This window comes from Paenibacillus dendritiformis (assembly GCF_945605565.1).
In the GTDB taxonomy this organism is placed as follows: domain Bacteria; phylum Bacillota; class Bacilli; order Paenibacillales; family Paenibacillaceae; genus Paenibacillus_B; species Paenibacillus_B dendritiformis_A.
This window is the reverse complement of record NZ_OX216966.1, coordinates 646,654-664,827: the sequence shown is the minus strand read 5'-3', so window position 1 is coordinate 664,827 and position 18,174 is coordinate 646,654. Positions and strand designations below refer to the sequence as shown.

At 56.1% G+C, this 18,174-nt stretch carries 18 protein-coding genes; all 18 read right to left on the bottom strand.

Annotation, left to right across the window (positions count from 1 at the left end; genetic code table 11):
- Positions 1–105: 105 nt before the first annotated feature.
- The gene (locus NNL35_RS02855; RefSeq protein WP_006679527.1) at positions 106–384 is read right to left on the bottom strand and encodes an RNA-binding S4 domain-containing protein; all 279 of its coding nucleotides are present in this window, start codon (positions 382–384) and stop codon (positions 106–108) included.
- Positions 384–656 (bottom strand): HU family DNA-binding protein, encoded by a 273-nt coding sequence (locus NNL35_RS02850; protein WP_006679526.1) that lies wholly within the window; start codon positions 654–656, stop codon positions 384–386. The genes NNL35_RS02855 and NNL35_RS02850 overlap by 1 nt, the downstream gene beginning before the upstream one ends.
- 197 nt (positions 657–853) lie before the next feature.
- A complete protein-coding gene (yabN, locus tag NNL35_RS02845) occupies positions 854–2,359 on the bottom strand; it encodes a bifunctional methyltransferase/pyrophosphohydrolase YabN (protein WP_006679525.1) in 1,506 nt (501 codons plus the stop codon).
- A 47-nt stretch (positions 2,360–2,406) separates the two neighbouring features.
- Positions 2,407–4,083, bottom strand: a complete 1,677-nt coding sequence (locus NNL35_RS02840) for a putative polysaccharide biosynthesis protein (RefSeq protein ID WP_254552917.1) — start codon at positions 4,081–4,083, stop codon at positions 2,407–2,409.
- A gap of 213 nt (positions 4,084–4,296) precedes the next feature.
- Positions 4,297–4,839 (bottom strand): stage V sporulation protein T, encoded by a 543-nt coding sequence (spoVT, locus tag NNL35_RS02835; RefSeq protein ID WP_006678215.1) that lies wholly within the window; start codon positions 4,837–4,839, stop codon positions 4,297–4,299.
- Between the two features lie 363 nt (positions 4,840–5,202).
- On the bottom strand, positions 5,203–6,327 hold the full coding sequence (locus NNL35_RS02830; RefSeq protein ID WP_006678214.1) for a peptidylprolyl isomerase: 1,125 nt from the start codon (positions 6,325–6,327) through the stop codon (positions 5,203–5,205).
- Entirely contained in the window at positions 6,314–9,844 is a 3,531-nt protein-coding gene (mfd, locus tag NNL35_RS02825; protein WP_006678213.1) for a transcription-repair coupling factor, read from the bottom strand. The genes NNL35_RS02830 and mfd overlap by 14 nt, the downstream gene beginning before the upstream one ends.
- 119 nt (positions 9,845–9,963) lie before the next feature.
- Entirely contained in the window at positions 9,964–10,194 is a 231-nt protein-coding gene (locus tag NNL35_RS02820; RefSeq protein ID WP_006678212.1) for an anti-sigma-F factor Fin, read from the bottom strand.
- Between the two features lie 73 nt (positions 10,195–10,267).
- A complete protein-coding gene (pth, locus tag NNL35_RS02815; protein ID WP_006678211.1) occupies positions 10,268–10,828 on the bottom strand; it encodes an aminoacyl-tRNA hydrolase in 561 nt (186 codons plus the stop codon).
- 130 nt (positions 10,829–10,958) lie between these two features.
- Entirely contained in the window at positions 10,959–11,912 is a 954-nt protein-coding gene (locus NNL35_RS02810) for a ribose-phosphate diphosphokinase (protein WP_006678210.1), read from the bottom strand.
- Between the two features lie 126 nt (positions 11,913–12,038).
- Positions 12,039–13,433: a bifunctional UDP-N-acetylglucosamine diphosphorylase/glucosamine-1-phosphate N-acetyltransferase GlmU gene (glmU, locus tag NNL35_RS02805; protein WP_006678209.1), complete on the bottom strand. Its 1,395-nt coding sequence runs from the start codon at positions 13,431–13,433 to the stop codon at positions 12,039–12,041.
- A 123-nt stretch (positions 13,434–13,556) separates the two neighbouring features.
- The gene (gene spoVG, locus NNL35_RS02800; RefSeq protein ID WP_006678208.1) at positions 13,557–13,841 is read right to left on the bottom strand and encodes a septation regulator SpoVG; all 285 of its coding nucleotides are present in this window, start codon (positions 13,839–13,841) and stop codon (positions 13,557–13,559) included.
- A gap of 137 nt (positions 13,842–13,978) precedes the next feature.
- Positions 13,979–14,362, bottom strand: a complete 384-nt coding sequence (locus tag NNL35_RS02795; RefSeq protein ID WP_006678207.1) for a RidA family protein — start codon at positions 14,360–14,362, stop codon at positions 13,979–13,981.
- A 96-nt stretch (positions 14,363–14,458) separates the two neighbouring features.
- A complete protein-coding gene (gene purR, locus NNL35_RS02790; RefSeq protein ID WP_040732322.1) occupies positions 14,459–15,292 on the bottom strand; it encodes a pur operon repressor in 834 nt (277 codons plus the stop codon).
- Positions 15,293–15,444: 152 nt separating this feature from the next.
- The gene (gene ispE / locus NNL35_RS02785; protein WP_006678205.1) at positions 15,445–16,314 is read right to left on the bottom strand and encodes a 4-(cytidine 5'-diphospho)-2-C-methyl-D-erythritol kinase; all 870 of its coding nucleotides are present in this window, start codon (positions 16,312–16,314) and stop codon (positions 15,445–15,447) included.
- Between the two features lie 148 nt (positions 16,315–16,462).
- Entirely contained in the window at positions 16,463–16,645 is a 183-nt protein-coding gene (locus NNL35_RS02780) for an alpha/beta-type small acid-soluble spore protein (protein WP_006678204.1), read from the bottom strand.
- A 179-nt stretch (positions 16,646–16,824) separates the two neighbouring features.
- The gene (gene veg / locus NNL35_RS02775; protein WP_006678203.1) at positions 16,825–17,100 is read right to left on the bottom strand and encodes a biofilm formation stimulator Veg; all 276 of its coding nucleotides are present in this window, start codon (positions 17,098–17,100) and stop codon (positions 16,825–16,827) included.
- A 147-nt stretch (positions 17,101–17,247) separates the two neighbouring features.
- On the bottom strand, positions 17,248–18,141 hold the full coding sequence (gene yabG, locus NNL35_RS02770; RefSeq protein WP_040732311.1) for a sporulation peptidase YabG: 894 nt from the start codon (positions 18,139–18,141) through the stop codon (positions 17,248–17,250).
- Positions 18,142–18,174: the final 33 nt, after the last annotated feature.

The following is an 18,174-nucleotide window of genomic DNA, read 5'->3' as shown; positions in this document are numbered from 1 at the left end:
CCGCGTTCGAAGCCCCTGCTGCAACCGGAGATCTCCTCCCGGCAGGCACAAGAAAGGCCCTCCCCCGTTATCGGGAAAGGGCCGTTCTTGATGGATTCATGGCGATTACCATTCCAGATCCTTCGATCGCGGAATAGGCTCTTCCTTCAGCAGCGTGTACATGCCGGCTGCTTCTTCCTTCTTCGTCGTCTCCTGGAGACGCTCGATCCGGACCGTGACGAGCTTCTGCCCGAACTGAACCGTAATCTCGTCTCCCACCTTGACGGTCGTGCTCGGCTTCGCCTCGCGGCCGTTCAATATGACGCGTCCCTGTTCGGACACATCTTTGGCTACGGTGCGCCGCTTAATGAGCCGCGAAACCTTCAGGAACTTGTCGAGACGCATTATTTTACAGCTTCTTTAAGCTTGTTGCCCGCTTTGAACGCCGGAACCGTGGATTCCGGAATTTCGATCGTGTTGCCGGTTTGCGGGTTGCGGCCCGTGCGGCCTGCGCGCTTGCGAGTCTCGAATGTGCCGAATCCAATCAGTTGCACTTTGTCGCCTTTGGACAATGCATCCGTAACTTCACCGAAGAAGCCGTTCAATACCGCTTCTACGTCTTTTTTGGTCAATCCGCTTTTCTCCGAGATGTTGTTGATCAAATCTGTTTTGTTCATGTTTATTGGCCTCCCAATCCTATTAGTCATTCAATAGAGTGTGTTGGCTCGCGGGCTGATGCCGGAGTCGCAAAATACAATCCATGTTGTATTCTCGAATGTATGTATTCTTGCTTTGCGAGTAAAATCCTCCCCGGTTACGGCACTTTTTCATATTTTGACGAAAATAGGGGATATCAGGCCGCTGACCGCTCCGGTCAAGGCTTCAGCTGCTTCGCTTCCTGCCACCACTTCTCCATTTCTAGTAAATCAGTCTGGTCAAAAGATTTGCCGTTTATACGAAGCTGTTCCTCAATATATTGAAAACGGCGAATAAATTTGCGGTTCGTCCCCGTCAACGCTTCTTCCGGGTCGGCTCCCAGAAATCTTGCCGCATTTACTGCCGCGAACAGCACGTCTCCCAGCTCCTCTACGGCATGCGCGCGGTGCTTCTCCCCGCCCTTCGCCGTCTCTGCCAAGCTGATCGCCTCTCGCAATTCTTGCAATTCTTCGGCCAGTTTGTCAAGTACATCCTCGATCCGATCCCAGTCGAAGCCGACTTTGGCCGCTTTGTGCTGCAGCTCGCGGGCCTTCATCAGCGCCGGCAAATCCCGCGGCACCCCGTCCAATATGGACTTGCGTTCCGCGTCGCGTCCCTTGCGCCGCTTCTCCTCGGCCTTCATCTGCTCCCAATTGCGGAGCGCCGATTCCGAATCGGCGGCCGCCTTGTCCCCGAACACATGAGGATGGCGGAAGATGAGCTTCTCGTTCAGGCCCCGAATGACATCATATGCCGAGAAGGTTCCCGTCTCTTCCTCCATCTGGGCATGCAGCATAATCTGGAGCAGCACGTCGCCCAGCTCCTCCTGCATGCCGACGGGATCGTCATCGTCGATCGTTTCCAGCACCTCATAGGTCTCTTCGATGAAGTTCTTGCGAATCGACTGATGCGTCTGCTCCCGATCCCACGGACAGCCTTCGGGACTGCGCAGCGTCGCCACGATCTCGTGCAGCTTGTCGAACGTGCCGTTCAGCACCTCGTCCGCCTCCGAACGCGGCACGTAGATGAGCGACAGGTTGCCGTAGCCCTCCAGCCGATCGAGCTCGTACAGCGGCACGCGATGGATCTCCTCCTGCCCCTCAACGCCGAGCGCATGAGCGGCGATGACCTCGTAATCGTCCGGATATACTTCCATCAAGCCCAGCTTCACTTCGGAAGCTGTAAACGTATCATACACTTGTCCGATAACGGTGTGCAACCGGGGATTGATCATGGAGCGCTTCAGTCCGCTCGCGTCCAGCAGCTGGAACCCTTCAATCGGATCGAAGCCGAGCCGGATGAAGGCCTGATCGAGGAAGCTCTCGCCGCCCCGGATCTCCAGCCGGATGCCTTCAGCCGGACAGCGCTCGGCCAGCAGCTTCACGGTGGCCTCCGCCACCATCGGATGGCCCGGCACCGCGTAGACGACCGTACCGCCGTCCTGCGCCGCCGCGATTAACGCCCGGGCAATCTCCTCGTATACCGCCGGGAAATCGTCCTTCGCTTCGTACACCTCGTCGAAGGAACGGTATGCCGTCCCTTCCTCCTGCAGCAGCGACATCACCGGATGGCGCTCCGTGCGCACATACAGGCGCTCCGCCCGGCGGAGCCGGTTCCATACGTCCAGCGTCAGCTGTCCGGCGTCGCCGGAGCCGAGCCCGACGACCGTGATTGTTCCTGACATGGGAATGCCTCCTTCGTGTCGAGGTTCTCTCCGGGGAGAACCGTACGTTACCTGTGCCGCGGCGCGATCTTGGCCGCGATCCGGGCCAGTGCCGGGCCGATGCGCGGCAGGCCCGCCAGCTCCTGCGGCCGCACGAGGCCGAGCCGCAGCGCCAGCCCGGCGAAGACGAGCGCACCGAGCGGCACGCCGGCGGCGACCGCGAGCAGGGCGCCTGTGCGGCCGCCCAGGCCGAGCGCTGCCGGGACAAGCGCGGCCAGGCGCGCCGCCGCGGCCATGGCGGCGAGCGCCAGCGCCAGCCGCGCGCTCCGGGCGCCCCAGGCGGCGAAGCGGACGCCGCTGGCGCGTTTCAGCGCGGCCGCATTCAGCGCCGCAGCGAGCGCGAGCGAGGCGGCCGCGCTTATGGCTGCCCCGGCGATGCCATAGGCCGGGACCAGCCACAGATTGAGCGCCGCCTTCACGCCGGCGGCGAACAGCAGAATCAGGGCGGGGGCGCGCACGGCCCCCATGCCCTGCAGCAGCGCGGCGGTCACGGCCTGCAGCACGCCGCTGACCGCCGTGGACGCGATCCACACGAAGGCCGCCATCCCGGCGGCATCGGTGTAGAGCGCCACATTGATCGGCTCGGCCAGGGCGATGAGCCCCGCCGCCGCGGCCCAGCCGATCAGCCAGGTCCAGCGCAGCGCGGACGCCAGCAGCTCCCGCAGTTGGGCCGCATCGCGGCGCGCGGCAGCGGCCACGGCCGGCACGAGGCCGACCGCGAGCGAGCTGGCGACCATCGTCACGAGCTGGACCAGGGGGAAGGCGCGGCTGTAGACGCCGAACTCCGCCAGCGCTCCGGCCTCGCCGAGCCCCCGCTGCGCCAGCAGGCGCGGCACCGTGAACACATCGACGACGTTCACGGCCGGCATCACGATCGCGCCGAGGCAGATCGGCAAGGCCGTCCAGGCCAGCCGCCGCATCCAGGCGCCGATTGTCGGCGAAGACGCCGGGGCTGACAAGTCTCCCCTCGCCGAGCCGGGTAGATCCGCCTCCTTCGGGCCAGACGGCACCGATACGGCCCGGGCTTCCCGAGCGGCCGAACGCCGCTCCCTCCACCGGAAGCAAGCCATCGCCGCCAAGCCGCACACGCCGCCCGCGAACGAGCCGAAGGTGGCGCCGGCCGCAATGGTCTCCTCCGGCGCTTCCCGGCTCACATAATAAAGCAGGAGCGCGATCATGACCGCCACCCGGCCGGTCTGTTCGGCCACCTGCGAGACGGCTGTCGATTCCATCCGTCCGCGTCCCTGGTCATAGCCCCGCAGGGCGGCGGCCAGCGGCATGACGAGCAGCGCGTAGGCCGAGCTGCGTATCGCCGGGACGGTATGGCGGTTGCCGATCCACGAAGCGACCGTCTCGGCTCCCCAGGTCAAGGCGAGGAAGCCGATGAGGCCGGTGAAGCTCATCAGGAGGCAGGAGGCGTACAGCACGCGGGACGATCCCTGCTCGTCCCCCGCCGCTTCGCATTCGGCGACGAGACGGGCCACGGCGACAGGGATGCCTGCCGACGCGACGACCACCAGCAGCACGTAGAAGGGATACACGGCGTTGTAGATGCCGAAGACACCGTCGCCCCCGATGTTCTGCAGCGGAATTTTCTGCAGCGTGCCGATAATCTTCGACAACACCGCCGCCGCGCCCAGCATCAAAGCGCCGGATAAGACCTGCCTTCCTGTTGTACGCTCCATGCTCGTCTCCCGCCCATCCGAATCCAAAGGTTGCCGCTGCGTCCATGATTTCTTACGCGCGTGTTGATATGTACACGTATTATATCATAGACCTTTGCGGCGGACAGAGCGTGGCCGTCCGGAACGCCGAGAACAAAAAACTCCCGCTTCAGAAGGTGCGCGCGCCATGGGGGCGGCCCTTCACGAGCAGGAGCGATGCACCGCCGGAGCGGATTATTGTTCCATTTGTTTTCCGAGGAAGCCGGCAGCCGTTTCTGCCATTTTCACTTCCATCTGACCCATCTTGACGCTGTCATCCCGATTCAACAGCACGACCGTTCCAATCGGATCCCCGCCCGATACAATCGGCGCAGCGACAAAAGAAGACAACGTCTCCTGATGATCCTTCACGATCTCATAATTGCCGGAATTCGTCTCCAGCACCGACTTGCGGTTGTCCATACAGTTTTCCAGCAGCATGCCGATCTGCTTGTCCAAAAACTCCTTCTTCGAGCCTCCAGCCAGCGCGATGATGGTGTCGCGATCGGAAATCATCGTAATATGGCCTGTGCTTTCGTACAGAGACTCCGCATATTCCTTGGCGAAATCGCCCAATTCCCCGATAGGCGAATATTTTTTGAGGATGACTTCACCGTCGCGATCAACGAAAATTTCAAGTGGATCTCCTTCGCGAATACGCAGCGTGCGACGAATTTCTTTGGGAATGACCACGCGTCCAAGATCATCAATACGACGAACAATACCAGTAGCTTTCATTAAAGGTTGCCCCGCTTTCCAAGATTAGTTTTAAAGGTCAACTGGATTATTGTTTTTAGGAGAGATGCGGTATAGTTTCAAACTCTGACCATAGTATTCATCTGCTCCCAACTTCTTATACATTTCATGATACTCCGTTCATGCCCGGTTGACTGCAAAACATTTCACATTTTTCGACATTTAACGACATATTTTCTCCACTTTTCTCAAATTTTTCACATTTATTTGTCGTTAACACTGGATAATTTTATCCTAAAACTCTGTTTTTGTCGAATCGAAGCTTGTCCTAGGTCTTTATCCCTAGTCAGGCGCAAAAAAAGGGCCGTCCCCGACATCGGGGACAGCCGCAGCTGGTGAATCGCTTTATTTCGTGCCTTCCGCCTTGTCCTCTTTCTTGTCTGTTGCCGCGTTGTTGTCTTGTGGCGTCTCGGTTTTCTTATCGTCCTGCTTCGTGTCCTTATTCTCGTCTGTCGTGTCAGTCGGCTGCTCTTCCTTGGATGCGTCCGGCTTCTCTTCGGTCTTCGGCAGATTGATCTCCTTGATGAGCTTCTCCAGGTCTTTTTCCATGAAGTCGTTCATCAATTCCGATGCGGCACCGGTCCGCAGGGACGTCTTCTCGGTGTCGGTCAGCTTGTCGAACGTTTTCTCCGCACGAGCTTCGACCCGCATCACATGGTAGCCGTAGTCGGTCTCGACCGGCTCGCTGATCTCGTTGATCGGCAGCGTCAAGGCCGCCTCCTTGAATTGAGGTACCCAACCGCCTACTGCCTTATCCTTGTACAGGCCGCCGTTCTCCGCCGATCCGGTGTCATCCGAATGTTCCTTGGCTACCTTTGCGAAGTCCTCGCCTTTCTTCAGACGGGCTTGGATATCTTTGGCCAGCTTAAGCGCATCTTCTTTTTTGCGTTCTTTTCCGTTCTTATCCTGAAAGCCGATCAGCACGTGGCGAACGGTCGCCACAGTCAAGTCCTTCTTGTTCTTCTCGAACTCGGACTTCAGTTGCTCATCGGTGACCTTGTCATTGAAATCTTGAACGACCGTCAAAATCCGGGTCATGTACGCTGTCACGTCGGCTTCGGTCAGCTTTTGGGCATCCAGAATCTTCTTGAACTCGTCATCGCCTGCCTGCGTTTTCATCAAGTCCAGCTGTTCCTTGGCCTTCTCTCCGCCCGTCTTCTTCGCCTTGTCGGACGCTTTGCCCTCCAGATACAAGTAAGCGATCTGCTGCTTCAAGAAATATTCCTGGAACTGATCCATGCCGATAATTTGCTCATACTCGGGATAGAACACGAGCATGGTGGCCATTTCCTTCTTGAATTGGTCCTCGGTAACTTCTCCGCCTTCATAGGTAGCTACGACTTTGCTTCCATCCTTCGGTGCCGCCGTTGTATCTTTCTTGCCGCATCCCGCCAGGACGGACAGCGTCAACACGGCAGACAGCGCGAGCAGCATCCATTTTTTGGAGCGCGTCTGTTTATTTTGCAACATGTTGTAATTCTCCCTTCGCTTTGATCGCATCTGTAGCTTCAAGCATGAACTGCTCCAATTGCATCAGCAGCTGCATCCCATCCAACCCGCGCGCATTGATTTTCACGGTGCCATGCGCTTCGCGATCGACGACGATGCGCCGATCGATTCGGGCCGCAATCGTTGCCAGCTTCTTACGGTCAAGCCATGGTTCAGCCGAAGGGTGGACCTTCATGGTGACCGTATCCCCGCGCTGCACGATGGATTCCAATCCATACTGCTTCGCATGCAGCTTCAGCCGTGCGACGGCAAGCAGCTGCAAGACGGCAAGCGGCGGTTCACCAAAGCGATCGATGAGTTCATCGCGCAATTCTTCGACTTCCTCCAATGAGGCGAGACCGGCAACCTTTTTGTAGATCTCGATCTTCTGAATACTATCATAAATATAATTCGGCGGCAAATAGGCGTCGATATTGAGATCGATGAGCGTTGACAGCTCCTGCTGGTCGCGAATGGCGACCCCGTCCAGCTCGGCTTTGCGCTTGTTGATCTCATCCGCAAGCATCTGCGAGTACAGATCGAAGCCGACCGAAGCGATGAATCCATGCTGCTCCGCGCCCAGCAGATTGCCCGCCCCCCGGATCGACAGGTCGCGCATCGCGATCTTGAAGCCGGACCCGAGCTCGGTGAACTCCTTGATCGCTTGAAGACGCTTCTCCGCGACCTCGTTCAATACTTTGTCGCGCTGGTACGTGAAGTACGCATAGGCGATCCGGTTCGAGCGTCCGACGCGCCCGCGCAGCTGATACAGCTGGGACAGGCCCATCTTGTCCGCGTCATGCACGATGAGCGTATTGACATTCGGGATGTCCACCCCGGTCTCGATAATGCTCGTGCTGACCAGCACGTCGTACTCTCCGTCGAGGAAGTCGAGAATCGTCTTCTCCAGCTCCGTCTCCGACATCTGGCCGTGGCTTACCGCCACCTTCGCTTCCGGCACCAGCATCTTGATATGGTCCGCCATCTGATGGATGCCCTGTACCCGGTTGAACAGGAAGTACACTTGGCCGTCGCGGGACAACTCGCGTTCTATCGCTTCTCTCACCAGCGAATCACTGTATTCCAGCACGTACGTCTGAACCGGGAAGCGGTTCTCCGGCGGCGTCTCGATGACAGACAAGTCACGCACGCCGAGCATCGACATATGAAGCGTGCGCGGTATCGGCGTGGCCGTCAGCGTCAGCACGTCCACATTCGTCTTCAGCTTCTTCAGCTTCTCCTTGTGGGTGACGCCGAAGCGCTGCTCTTCATCCACGATCAGCAATCCGAGCTCCTTGAACACGACATCTTGAGAGAGCAGGCGGTGCGTCCCGATGACCACATCGACGACCCCCGTCTTCAATCCCTTGATCGTCTCGTTCTGATCTTTGCGCGATCGGAACCGGCTCATCACCTGAATATTGAACGGATAGTCCGCGAAGCGCTCGCGGAACGTCTCGTAATGCTGCTGCGCCAGGATCGTCGTCGGCACGAGAATCGCCACCTGCTTGCCTTCGATAGCCGCCTTGAAGGCGGCGCGCACCGCGACCTCGGTCTTGCCGTAGCCGACGTCGCCGCACAACAGCCGATCCATCGGCCGTGGCAGCTCCATATCCTTCTTAATCTCGACGATCGCCCGCAGCTGATCCCGCGTCTCTTCATACGGGAACAGATCTTCGAATTCCTGCTGCTCCGGCGTATCCTTATCGAAGGCATATCCGGACGAGGCTTGTCTAGCGGCATACAGCTTAATCAGATCGTCGGCAATATCCTTGACGGATGAACGGACCTTGTTTTTGACCTTGGTCCATTCTGTTCCGCCCAGCTTGTATATTTTCGGCTCCTTCTCCTCCGAACTGACATAGCGCTGAATGAGATGGAGCTGATCGACCGGTACGGACAGCTTGTCGCCGCCGGCATACATAATATGCAGATAGTCTTTATGAATGCCGTTGATCTCCAACGTGCCGATGCCGATATATTTGCCGATGCCATGATTTTGATGGACGACATAATCGCCGATTTTCAGCTCGGTATAGTTGCGGATTCGCTCCGCATTGTCCAGCTTCATGCTTGCGTCGGCGCGCCGCGACTTGCGCTGCTTCTGGGAGAACATCTCGCCTTCGGTGATAACGACGAGATGGATGGAAGGCAGCTCGAAGCCCGACTGCAGATTGCCGGTCATAATCGTCGGCTCCGGAATCTGGTAGTCCTGCAGCACCCGGCGCACCCGTTCTACCCGCTCGGGGCCGTTAGCCAGAATGATGACATTCGCCCCCGCTTTTTTCCACCGTTCCATCTCTGCCTTGAGCACATTCATCTGCCCATGGAAATTCTGCATCGTTCGGCACATGACATTGACAATGTTCTGCGGCTGGGTGTGCGGCACCTGGCGCAGGAACAGCGCCATGAACAGCGTCTGGAACGGGCGCTTGCCCATGGCCGCGTCAGCAGTGAGGCCCAGCTCCAGCGACGGCAGCGATTTGCCATTCTGCAGCAGATGCGTGCTCCACTCCGCTTCATCGCGTTCCAGTTGCTTGGCCGTCTCCATGACCCGGGCCGGCTCGTCTATCAGAAGCAGCGTATCCTGCGGCATATAGTCATAGAGCGTATGCCGCTCCGGATAGAGCAGCGATACGTATTTGTACATTTCACTGAAATAGGAAGCGCCCCGCAGCCGCTCGATATCGTGACCAATCTCCTGCTGCAGCTTCTCCTTCACCTGACGGTCGGTCATTCGGGCGAGCTGCTCCTCCAGACGTGCGGAAGCCGCTTCTGCCGCCTGGGCGAAGCGTGTTGTGTCGGCAATCCATTCCTTGGCCGGGGGGATATTCAACTGCTTCAGCTTCTCCACCGAACGCTGATCGGCCGCATCGAAGGAACGGATCGAATCAATCTCGTCGTCGAACCACTCGATCCGGTACGGATAAGGTGATGTCAGCGGGTAAAGGTCGACGATGCCGCCACGGACACTGAATTCTCCAGCCGCTTCCACCCGTTCGGCCCGCTCATAGCCGAGAAAGACCAGGGACTCGAGGAAGGAATTTAGCTTCACCTCGTCGCCCACGGCGATGGACAAATGAGAGGATGCCATTGTCTCCCGGGCAGGCAAAAACCGCCGCAGCCCCGCATACGGGGTTACGACGATCCCGCGGAATCCGCGGGCGATGCCAGTCAGTGCCTCTATCCGCTGTGCAATCACTTCCGGACTGGATATGGCCGCTTCCGCAGCGACCAGCTCATTCGCCGGGTACAACAATACTTGGTCTGATGACAAGCATTCTTGCAGATCCTCCGCCACCTTCTGCGCAGAGAACATATTGTGCGTTACGACCAGCAGGGGCCGCTCCAACTGATGATGCAGAGCAGCCATCATGACCTGCCGCGTCGAACCGGCCAGGCCGGATACCAGTTGCTCCTTCATCCCACTGCGAATGCCTTCGACGATGGAGTCGATATCCCGCTCTCCAGATAATGCTTTCATGAGTGCGTTTAACACAGGACAGGCCTCTCTTTCTTACCCGCGTAATCATATTTTCAGGGTTATAGTATTCGGTCCATCCAAAATAAGCCTCGGCGGCAAGCCAAGGCTGACGTATGTCCGCATGCAACAAGCTGTCATTGCAAAGGCGATGACAGCAAGGACAATTCGGGGTGCATCTGGATCGCTTCTGTACAAAAATCGCAAGTCATTCGCACCGTTACGTCTCCATTGGTATGAACCTTAATATATTCATGGCGCTCTGCCTCAGTCAGCAGATGAAAGCCGAGTCTCGTCTCGTCGATCTCGCTCCCTTCGACGCGCCCGATTAACGTATGACAATGTTTGCAGACATAATTCACAGACATGTATATGCCCCCTATCGCGAGATTATACCGATTCAGTTACTCAGTATGTCCCGGATAGGGCCGATTTAGCCGGTTACCCGTTAAATTTGGCCATGGTCTGATCAAAAGGATGGGTCAGCGCGAATTCGACCGCATCGCAGGTTTTGTCAATGGCCTCCTCCAGCTTGTCGCGCTCGGCCTTGGCGAAGGGCGACAGGACGTAATCCACGATCTCGCGTCCCGGCTGCGGACGGGAGATGCCCATGCGCACCCGGTTGAACGTCTGCGTGCCCAAATGCTGAATCAGCGACTTGATGCCGTTGTGCCCGCCGGAGCTTCCTTGATACCGCAGGCGGACCTTGCCGAGCTCGGTATCCATATCATCATACAATACGATCAAGTCTGCCGGATCGGCCTTGTAATAATCCATATAGGCTCGTACCGCTTCGCCTGATAGATTCATATAGGTCATCGGCTTAATGAGCACGATTTTCTCCGTGCCGACGCGCCCTTCGCCAACCAGGGCTTTGCATTTGCTGTCGCGCACCTGAATCTGATGGCGCTCCGCCAGCCTGTCTACCGCCATGAAGCCGATATTGTGGCGGGTGGACGCGTACTGCATGCCCGGGTTCCCGAGCCCTACAATCCATTTCAAGACGGCTCCTCCTTTATCAATGCCGATAAGGGTTACTTCTCTGACCGATGGTCAAAGACGTAACCCTTACTATTCAGACTACTTGTGATTATTTCCCCAAGTAACGTTGCGACATACGCGAACGCTGTTCTTATTCAATCTCGAACAGCTTGCTGATGGACAATTCTTCATGAACGCGAATAATGGCTTCACCCATTAACGGAGCAACCGACAGCACTTGCAATTTGCTGGAAGGATTCTCATGCTTGATTGGAATCGTATCCGTCACAATCACTTCTTTGAATGGCGAATTCTCCAATCGTTCCATCGCTGGACCGGACAGGACCGGGTGTGTACAGCAAGCATACACATCCTTCACGCCCGCCTTCACCAACGCGTTGGCACCGAGCACGATCGTGCCCGCCGTATCGATGATGTCATCGATGATGATCGCGGTCTTGCCTTTGATATCGCCGATAATGTTCATGACCTCGCTCACATTCGGCTCTGGACGGCGCTTATCGATAATCGCCAGCGGCGCATTCAGGAAGTCGGCCAGCTTGCGGGCGCGTACGACGCCGCCATGATCCGGCGATACGACCACAATATTTTCCAGCTGCTTGGAGCGGAAGTATTGGGCCAGAATAGGCACTCCCAGCAAATGGTCCACCGGGATATCGAAAAATCCTTGAATCTGTGTTGCGTGCAAATCCATCGTAATGACGCGGTGTGCGCCTGCCGTCTCAATCAGATTGGCTACCAGCTTCGCTGTAATCGGATCGCGGGAACGGGCCTTGCGATCTTGTCTCGCATAGCCGTAATAAGGAATGACGACATTAATGCTCTTGGCGGACGCGCGCTTGAGTGCGTCGACCATGACAAGCAGTTCCATCAGACTGTCGTTCACCGGATCGCATGTCGATTGTACGACATAGACGTCGCAGCCGCGAACGCTCTCGGAGAGCTTGATCTGAATCTCGCCGTCGCTGAAGCTCGTCGTCACGGCATCCCCCATAGGAATGCCGATGTACTCGGCGATTTGATGCGCCAATTTTGGATTGGAGTTGCAAGTGAATATTTTCAACTTGGAATCACAATACGTCATGATTTTGAATAACCCTCCGTGCCGGTTCTTGTTCATTGAAGTTCTACATTTCCGTTAATGGCAATGCGCGTTCAAGTCTATCAACTTAATGCTACCCTTTACGGGAGCTTAATGCAACTGTTATCATTAGGAGTTCCGTTCTTTTTTTGCCTTAGCGCGGGCACGAATCTTGTCCGCGTAACCCGGCTTATTCGTCTGCCGCTCACGGGCAATGGCGAGATCGCCGGCAGGGATATCATGCGTAATGGTTGAACCGGCGACGACATATGCTCCATCCCCAACCTTGACCGGGGCGATCAGATTGACGTTGCTGCCAATGAACGCGTCGTCTCCGATCTCGGTAACGGATTTATTATGTCCGTCATAGTTGACGGTAATCGCGCCGCAACCGATATTGACATTCTTCCCTACCTTCGCATCCCCTATATAGCTTAAATGCGATACTTTGGCATGATCATCCAGAGAAGCATTCTTAATCTCTACGAAATCGCCGACCTTCACGTCCTCTCCCAGCTTGGCGCCGGGACGCAAGTATGCAAATGGCCCGATGCAGCTGCCGCTGCCGACGGCCGCCTCCTGCAGGACCGATTGCTTGATGTGCACGCGATTAAGGATAACCGAATCGGTCACATCGCTATTCGGGCCGATGACGCAATCTTCCCCGATGACCGTACTGCCCCGCAGCGTCGTGCCGGGTTCAATGACGGTATCCGCGCCAATCCGGACGTCCGCTTCGATATAGGTCTGCGCCGGATCCGTAATCGTCACGCCATTCACCATATGGCGCTTATTGATCCGTTCCCGCATCAGCCGTTCGGCCTCGGCGAGGGCACACCGATCGTTGACGCCAATGGACTCGGCTTCGTCGGCCGTACAGTACGCCTGCACGATCTCCCCCTGCGATTTCAAAATACCGATAACGTCAGTCAAATAATATTCCTGCTGAGCGTTCTGGTTCGTAATCTGCTCCAATGCAGCGAACAGCTTCTCATTGTCGAAGCAATACGTGCCCGTGTTAATCTCCCGGATGCGCTGTTCTTCCGGCGTGCAGTCCTTCTGCTCAACAATTTTCATGACCGAACCGTCTGTTCCGCGGACCACGCGGCCGTATCCGGCCGGCTGATCCAGTTCAGCCGTCAAAATCGTTGCCGACGCTTGTGCGCCTTCATGAAGCTCCATAAGCTGCGCAAGCGTCTCGGAAGTGACTAGCGGAGTGTCACCGCAAATGACGAGAGTCGTTCCCTTCTCTCCGTCCAGAAGCGCCTTGGCTTGCTTCACGGCATGTCCTGTGCCAAGCTGCTCGGCTTGAAGCGCGAACTCTGCCCGTTCGCCCAGATAGCTTTGAACCGCCTCGGCGCCATGCCCCACAATGACAACAGTGCGTTCGCAGCGCACCTGCTCCACCGCATCGAGTACATGGCCCACCATCGGTTTGCCGCACACCGGATGAAGCACTTTATAGAGCTTAGACTTCATGCGTTTGCCTTGTCCGGCGGCAAGCACAATGGCTATTCTTTTCAAAGTGTCCAACCTCCTGCTCTCCCTTTGATTCCATAGAAGAATATATCTCATTATGAACAAAAAGAAAAGAGAGCCCCCTATGATTGGCTCTCTTTCTTTGCAACCCCATAATTACCCAGACGCTTACGCGCCTTCTTCAATAACTTCCTCTTCCGTCGCCGCACGCTCGTATTCAGACAGTACCGCAGCTTGAATTTTCTCGCGTGTTGCAGATGAAATTGGATGCGCAATATCGCGGAATTCGCCGTCCGGCGTCCGTTTGCTTGGCATGGCAACGAACATGCCGTTGTTACCATCGATAACGCGAATGTCGTGAACGACAAACTCATTATCAATCGTAATGGAAGCGATTGCTTTCATTCTCCCCTCTGTGTTGACGCGGCGGAGTCTTACATCAGTAATTTGCACGTGTGTTCACCACCTTTTTCCATCAAGACTTGGTGTATAATTCCACACGCGCAACTAAAATCCTTCTTAATTTTGCCACAAAAAGCGCTTTTTTTTGAAATTTTTAACGCTCTTTAGCCGTTTCGACATGCTTCGATCTAAATCGTAGCGATTAGTTCGATTTCGACAAGCACATCTTTTGGCAGCCGCGCCACTTCAACGGTGGAGCGAGCCGGCTTATGCGATCCGAAATAAGCTTCATAGATGGCGTTGATTTGAGTGAATTGATTCATATCCTTGAGGAACACGGTCGCCTTGAGCACCTTGTCCAAAGAGGTTCCTGCCTCCTCCAGCACGGCCTTCAAATTGCGGAATACTTGATGCGTCTGTTCCTCGATGCCGCCCTCCACTAGCTGGCCTTCCGCAGTCAGCGGTATTTGACCAGAGGTAAATACGAGATTGCCCCATTGCACCGCTTGCGAATAGGGACCTATTGCTGCAGGAGCCTCTTTCGTCGCTACAGGAACTATTTTTTCAGACATGGCGTTTCCTCCTTTTAATGCATGTTGTCATGCATGTTCAAAAAGGCTGTTTCTCTTCGTGATCAAAAGCGGACTTTTTGAACTGCCTCTCACTTCTTACTTCATTCCATCGAAATAATTGCCCGGCTGAACAACCAACTGACGACCGCCTGGGTCCTTCGTTCCAACCCGGACCAGCGACACGTAATCGTGAAGCAGCCGTTCTTCCTTCGAAACGTCTTCAGATTCGACCAGGACGCCGACACCGGCCACCATCGCATTGAACTCATGCAGCAGCTCGATCATGCCGTGAACCGTTCCGCCCGCGCGCATGAAATCGTCCACGATCAAGACGCGCGAACGCTCCTTCAACGCCCGCCGGGCCAATGTCATCGTATGAATGCTCTTATGCGAGCCGGATACATAATTAATGCTGACGGCCGATCCTTCCGTGACGACATGGTCCCGGCGCACCAGCACCACCGGCAGGTTGAGATGCGCGGCCGTCGCGTAGGCGATCGGGATTCCCTTCGTCTCTACAGTCATGACGACGTCGATCTCGCGCCCTGCGAACGCGGAAGCGAACATGCGCCCGATATCATTCATGAGCGCCGGTTGGCCAAGTATATCCGTAATGTAGAAGTAACCGCCGGGCAGCACGCGGTCAGGCTGCTCCATGACGGTGCATAATTCCTCGATGACAGGAAGAGCCTTGTCCGGACCGCATTTGGGCATGAATTTCACGCCCCCGGCCGCTCCGGCAAGGGTAAGCAGTTCCCCCGTTCCTTCCTCTTCGAACACTTCCTTGATAATCGCCAGATCTTCGCTGATGGACGATTTGGCCGCACCATACCGTTCAGCGAAGGTCGTGAGTGGAATGAGCGTATGGGGCTTCGTCATCAGGTATTGCGTCATTTCAACCAAGCGGGCGCTGCGCTTCATTTTTTTCATCGTGACTCCTCGCTCACAAAAACCGAATATTATAATGTAAATATTACATGAATGTACGTCCATTATCAACAATTTATCAATATGTCAAGGCGGTGGGGCCGCACGCCGAGCCGAAGGCGCCCGCTCGTGCCAGCGCATCCCGCTCCGCGGCGTCAGCTCCCCTGCCGTGAACCGAGCAGGCGTACCGCATACACTTCCTTGCAGAAGCCTCTCAGTCCGTTATAAATCCTCGCTATCTTCGACTCCCTCGACACGAGCCCGAATACGGTTGGCCCGCTGCCGGACATCAGGACGCCGTCGGCGCCTAGTTTCACCATTGCATCCTTCAGCTGCTGCACCTCGGGATACAGAGGCAGCGTCACGTCCTCCAGCACATTGCCAAGCGAGCGGCACACCCCATAGAAGTCATGCCCGTCGATGGCCTGTACCATATCAGCCAGAGAGGGATGCTCCGTAATTCTATCCGCGCGCAAGCGGCCGTAAATATCCGCGGTGGACACATTGATCGGCGGCTTGGCCAGAATAACCCAGCACTGCGGCGGGTTCGCTATCGGCTGTAGCCGCTCTCCTCTCCCGCTCGCGATGGCCGTTCCTCCGGTGACGCAGAAGGGCACGTCCGAGCCGAGCTCCGCCCCGAGCGCTTGCAGCTCCTCATCCGGGATGCCGAGCCGCCACAGCCGGTTCAGCCCCCGCAGCGCCGCCGCCGCGTCGCTGCTGCCGCCCGCCAATCCGGCGGCAACGGGAATTTTTTTATCCAGGTGAATATATACGCCCTGCTTCACTTCGTACCGTTCCTTAATCAGCTTCGCCGCCTGAAACGCCAGGTTCTTCTCATCCAGCGGAATGAAGCCCGCCTGGCTGGAAATGATAATGGTGTCGCGCGGCAGCTCCTCCATCTCAAGACGATCCGCCAAATCGACCATGGTCATGACCATCTCTACTTCGTGATAACCGTCGCTGCGCTTTCTCAGCACGTCCAGCAGCAAATTGATTTTGGCCGGCGCTTTCTCGTATACCTTCACTCACGTTCACCCTTCTTTATCCTACGGATCGCTTAGGTTATTATAACAGACTCTACTGGCCAAGTCATTCGCGCCGGCCGGAGCGCGCGCCGTCACAAAAAAACGAGCAGGTGAAGTGCGCCTGCTCGCTCGGAATGAAGAGGAAGGATCATGATTTCTTGGCTGCCGCTTGCTCGGCAAGTTGAATGGCACGCTTGACCATATCTCCGGCGTCCTTGGCACGAATGGCACCCCATCCGTACTCCTGAACGGTGTCATAGAAGCCCAGATCTTTGGCCAGCTCCGTCTTCAACTCCTCGGACATGAAGCTGCTGCGTCTTCTCCGGCCCATCGCCATACCTCCTCGCAAGAACCCTTCCGGATTCATGGGTATTGTGCAATTCGCCGCATGCTCCCGCGCACGCGGTATGTCTATAATGTGGATTGTTCGCCGGACGGTTATTCGTTCGATGGCGATCCGAAATATGGAATAACAAAAAGGCAGCCCCGAAGGACTGCCATCCAGTTCGCTCAGCCGCGAACATATTCAATCTTCATCTCGCCGTTTTCGGCGCATACGGTTACTTCGACCGTATCTGTTAATATATCTGCATAGCTGTAGGATACACGCTTAAATGCGTTCTGATCCTGGTCCAACTTGACAATAAATACAGAAGGGTAGGTCTCTTCTAACACGCCCGTGCGTTCGATTGTCTTACGACGGCCTCCATTCGCACGAAGCATAATCTTCTGCCCTACATGAGCTTCAAGACAGCGTCGAATTTCAAACAGCGCGTTTCTCGCCATTTCAGCCACCACCTCTTTCCTTGTCCATTATAAACAATTCCAGAGGTTTTGTCAAATCAACAAATAATTATAACAACAAGTTTAAATTAATGTCAATGTGTTTTTTTGCCCAAAGTGTATAACATATGATAAAAATTCGTTTTTTATTCAAATAACGGACGGTGTAACTTTTAAATTCGATAAATCTTTCCATTTCGGCATGCCGATTCGGTAGCTTCCTCTTGTCTCAATTCCGCCGACCCCATCGATTCCCGACATCGTATGAGGCGAGATTTCCCCGATCTTGACCGTGTCTTTGACCGAGGTGTAGGAGGCCCTTACCGCCACATAGACCGGATCAAGCGCGTGAATCATAATCCGCCCCGGAGAGCTGGCGAAGTTGGCCCCCGCCTGGAGCAGCGCTTCGAAATGGGACTGGCATGCACCCGCCACAATCGTCATCAGATCGAGATGGCGTTCGAACTGTCTGGCAATGTGAACGGCATTGACGAAGTTCTGGGAGTTTTTGTAGCTTTGCAAATTGTACAGATCCCGCTGCTTCAGCTGCTTGAGCACGCCGTCATGACCTGTCAACACCACAATGTCGGGCTGGACCACCGGAAGCAGGCGGTACAGAGCGTCTGCCATGCTCGCCTCCGACACATAATGGCCCTCCGCAGGCACCCGCAGCTGCCGGTAGATCGCCAAGCTTTTCTGTAAATAATTCGGATCTCCGTCCAAGTGTAACACCTTGCCGGGCATTTCGAAATAAGCCGATGAATGGACTGGATCAGCCATTGAAATCTCGGCCTGCTGCCGTTCCGATTGTCTTCTGTTCTTCTCTTCGAGCGCTTCCACCGACTCCAGCATCTTGATGTGGGCTTGTCGTGTGCGGCGCTTGACGGTCGACTCAGGCACCCTCACCAGATCATGAATCGGCGAGTCGGCGATCAGACGGTAATCCGTGCCTTTGATGATCGCCTTGTCTTGATGGACCATCTCCACACGGAACGTAATATCGCCGCCATAGGACTTGCGTACGACCAAATCTCCTTGCTTCATAGGATCGATCACCTCTCTTCGACCATCCTATGG

Bases quoted from the DNA above. Each gene is read 5' to 3' on its own strand.
- NNL35_RS02855 (WP_006679527.1), bottom strand. From the start codon at position 384: ATGCGTCTCGACAAGTTCCTGAAGGTTTCGCGGCTCATTAAGCGGCGC.
- NNL35_RS02850 (WP_006679526.1), bottom strand. From the start codon at position 656: ATGAACAAAACAGATTTGATCAACAACATCTCGGAGAAAAGCGGATTG.
- yabN (WP_006679525.1), bottom strand. From the start codon at position 2,359: ATGTCAGGAACAATCACGGTCGTCGGGCTCGGCTCCGGCGACGCCGGA.
- NNL35_RS02840 (WP_254552917.1), bottom strand. From the start codon at position 4,083: ATGGAGCGTACAACAGGAAGGCAGGTCTTATCCGGCGCTTTGATGCTG.
- spoVT (WP_006678215.1), bottom strand. From the start codon at position 4,839: ATGAAAGCTACTGGTATTGTTCGTCGTATTGATGATCTTGGACGCGTG.
- NNL35_RS02830 (WP_006678214.1), bottom strand. From the start codon at position 6,327: ATGTTGCAAAATAAACAGACGCGCTCCAAAAAATGGATGCTGCTCGCG.
- NNL35_RS02820 (WP_006678212.1), bottom strand. From the start codon at position 10,194: ATGTCTGTGAATTATGTCTGCAAACATTGTCATACGTTAATCGGGCGC.
- NNL35_RS02810 (WP_006678210.1), bottom strand. From the start codon at position 11,912: ATGACGTATTGTGATTCCAAGTTGAAAATATTCACTTGCAACTCCAAT.
- NNL35_RS02795 (WP_006678207.1), bottom strand. From the start codon at position 14,362: ATGTCTGAAAAAATAGTTCCTGTAGCGACGAAAGAGGCTCCTGCAGCA.
- purR (WP_040732322.1), bottom strand. From the start codon at position 15,292: ATGAAAAAAATGAAGCGCAGCGCCCGCTTGGTTGAAATGACGCAATAC.
- NNL35_RS02780 (WP_006678204.1), bottom strand. From the start codon at position 16,645: ATGGGCCGGAGAAGACGCAGCAGCTTCATGTCCGAGGAGTTGAAGACG.
- veg (WP_006678203.1), bottom strand. From the start codon at position 17,100: ATGGCGAGAAACGCGCTGTTTGAAATTCGACGCTGTCTTGAAGCTCAT.
- yabG (WP_040732311.1), bottom strand. From the start codon at position 18,141: ATGAAGCAAGGAGATTTGGTCGTACGCAAGTCCTATGGCGGCGATATT.